The organism is Waterburya sp. (assembly GCF_058530065.1).
This window is the reverse complement of record NZ_JBZNBU010000389.1, coordinates 1-3,079: the sequence shown is the minus strand read 5'-3', so window position 1 is coordinate 3,079 and position 3,079 is coordinate 1. Positions and strand designations below refer to the sequence as shown.

Below are 3,079 nucleotides of genomic sequence, written 5' to 3'. Positions count from 1 at the left end.
GCTGGTTTTCTGACATAAATAACCGCTTTTTTAGCTCTCATTCTATTTACTCACAAAATCTTCTTTTATTGACATTTTAGCCAGTAGCGATCGCCTGATTCTTGGATCACCAAAAGCGTGCAAGACCCATTCTTTGAGGACAAAACTTCGGGTCGTTTGAAGTGGCAGTCGCGAATGGTAGGAGAGCTAATAATGTGCGGTGTATCCCAGGATCGCGTAAATAGTCTTTGCCCGTTACCGAACTAATTGCCAGCACATCGCCGATATGTTCGATCGCGGGGGCAATAGCGACGGGTAAAATAAACAAAATTGCGGGTAAATTAAAACTCGGTGTGGTAAAGCTGGGAAATGCCAGCCAGTTAGCTTCGGCGATAGGGCTAAAATCTACCAAACCCAAAGGCAATGCCACAATGTATCCTGCCAAGATACCTACTAAGATCGGAATCAACCGCCAGAAACCGCGAGTCAAAATTGCCGTCAACATCGTTGCCAGCAATGAAACCCCCGCCACGACGATTGCCGTACTCGCGCTATAGGTTTCCGTTCCCTCAGTTGCCATCTCTACTGCCGTATTTGCCAAACTCAAGCCAATAACCATAATTACAGGGGCGGTAACAACAGTTGGTAAAATGCGATCGATGATTCTCGAACCACCTTTAAATACAATCAAGCTAAGAATTAGATAAACTACTCCCGCAGCAGCCAAACCCGATAAAGTGGCAGACAAACCATATTTTTCGATGCCCAAACTTATAGGTGCAATAAAGGCAAAGGATGATGCCAAGTATACGGGAACTTTCCCCCCTGTTATCAGTTGAAAACAGAGAGTTCCTACCCCCGAAGTAAATAACGCCACGTTAGGATCTAAACCCGCCAAGATTGGCACTAACACCAAAGCCCCAAACGCTACAAATAACATTTGCGCCCCTAAAAGGAAATCCCGAACACGAAAGCGATATTCATTTATTTCATTTATCATTTATCATTCACCATTTATCATTTAGGCGATCGCAACATTGAACATTGAACATTCAATGTTCAATGAATTCTAGATAATACTTGGAAATCCCGTTCGTCTAAAGTTACGGGTGTACCGTTGCGAATTAATTCTGAAAAGTCTTCATTTGGCACCATCATGCACAAAGCATATAAACGTTCTTTCCCTGTATTCTTGAGATAGTGAGTACCTGTTTTGGGCATCAAAATGCTGTCTCCAGTCTGTAGATTAGTTTCTTTACCATCGCAAACTGCTATTCCTTCTCCTTGGAGAATAAAAAACATCTCTACTGCCAGATTATGACGGTGGGGAGGTGTTGCGCTGCCAGCTTCAAAAATTTCGACACAGACGGTAAGGGAATTGTCAGCAGTTTGAGAATCAAAAACAATTGCCAGGCGGTTATTATCTTCTGGACTAATTTTATAAGCCTGATAATCTTTGAGAGTTTTGATTACAGGAATCACGCAACGCTCGTTCATATTAATACCCTGACTACTTCTCGATTTTAGTTATCAATATTTTATGATTGCTTTTTCAAGAGAAAAATGAAAATTCAAGCATTTTGTTAGTTAACAATATCTACCTTGCGACTTCCTAACCACCAACCAAATATTACACAGGTAAAATACATCAACAAACTATAAATTGCCCCAGGAATAGCCATTGTCGAATTATTTAAAAAAGTGGGAGAACTAGCTACTGCGATCGCTAGAGTACCATTTTGTACTCCTACTTCTACGGCGATCGCTTTAACGCTATCTTCTGGTAGTTTGGCAATAGTGCCAATGCCATATCCTAAAGCCATTGTTAACAAATTCAAAGCTAAAGTCGCCCCGCCTACTTGATAAATATAACTAGCTAAATTGCCTCTTTCTACTAGCAAAATGCCAAAAATAATTATTGCTAAAAAGAAAATAGAAAAATATTTAGCTAACTTTTCTGCCTTAACAGCAAATTGAGGTGCATAACGACTAATTAGCATCCCCAAACCGATAGGAATCACAGTAATTACGGCAATCTTTAAGGTGGTTTCTAGCAGATAAAATTGTAAACTCGTTGCTTCTCCCAAAAAAGTTTGCATCGCTAGATTAACGACCAAAGGAATAGTAAATACTGTAATTAAACTAGAAAATGCCGTCAGGGTAATAGATAAAGCAACGTTGCCTTTAATCAAATAAGTAATTAAGTTAGAAGTAGAACCACCAGGACAAGCAGCAATAATTACTAAACCCACCGCTAATTCTGGAGAAAGAGTAAATATTTTGGCTACCAAAAAACCAACTAAGGGCAAAACAATTAGCTGGGCAATCAAACCTAAAAATACTCCCTGTGGTTCGACAGTTACTCTTTGAAAATCTTTTATGGTTAAACCCATACCCATGCTAGTCATAATGATAAACAAAGCTAGGGGTAAGAAAACTGCAGTTAAGAAATTTGATTCCATAGGTGACAACAATTAGGGTAGTAGAGACAAGGCATGCCAGTATTCTACAATCGCTAGTATTCTACAATCGCTGATTTTAGAACAGGGGATAAATTCAGGAGTTTCTTAATGGATAATGGACAATTGACAATTACAGTCCAATGTAGCTCACTAACTATTATTTCTATGATTGCAGTCTATTTATAATATTATCGAGTGCATCCTACCAGAATTATGAATTATACTCTCAACCTGAAGGCTTTTACTGATTCAATCTGCGATCGCGATCTGGAAAAAATCTGTCGTGACAATCCCGATCTCAGATTTGAAACTAACCAACACGGAAAACTAATTATCATGCCACCAACAGGTAGTGAAACAGGAAAACGCAAGGGAGATTTATTTGGTCAAATCTGGTATTGGAATCAGCAAACAAAATTGGGAATAGTATTCGATTCTTCCACAGGCTTCAGGTTGTTTAACGGTGCAATCAGATCGCCCGATGTCAGTTGGATTGCTACAAACCGCTGGAATAGTCTCAGCGACAAACAAAAACGAGGCTACGCACCCATCGATCCCGATTTTGTTATTGAGTTGTTATCCCCTACCGATAATCTTGCTGAAGCACAACAAAAGATGCAGGAATATATGGATTGTGG

The 3,079-nt window shown here is 39.7% G+C and carries 3 protein-coding genes and 1 pseudogene; 1 reads left to right on the top strand and 3 read right to left on the bottom strand.

Annotation, left to right across the window (positions count from 1 at the left end):
- Positions 1 to 187: 187 nt before the first annotated feature.
- The 3 genes and pseudogenes from AC33VI_RS22645 to AC33VI_RS22635 all read right to left on the bottom strand — a co-directional run.
- Positions 188 to 979, bottom strand: a pseudogene (locus tag AC33VI_RS22645) (uracil-xanthine permease family protein); the annotation flags it as partial.
- Positions 980 to 1,038: 59 nt separating this feature from the next.
- Positions 1,039 to 1,476, bottom strand: a complete 438-nt coding sequence (locus AC33VI_RS22640; RefSeq protein WP_491784525.1) for a cupin domain-containing protein — start codon at positions 1,474 to 1,476, stop codon at positions 1,039 to 1,041.
- An 86-nt stretch (positions 1,477 to 1,562) separates the two neighbouring features.
- Entirely contained in the window at positions 1,563 to 2,441 is an 879-nt protein-coding gene (locus AC33VI_RS22635; protein WP_491784524.1) for a bile acid:sodium symporter family protein, read from the bottom strand.
- Positions 2,442 to 2,654: 213 nt separating this feature from the next.
- Here AC33VI_RS22635 and AC33VI_RS22630 point away from each other — a divergent pair.
- The coding region (locus AC33VI_RS22630; RefSeq protein ID WP_491784523.1) for a Uma2 family endonuclease at positions 2,655 to 3,079 on the top strand (425 nt) is incomplete at its 3' end.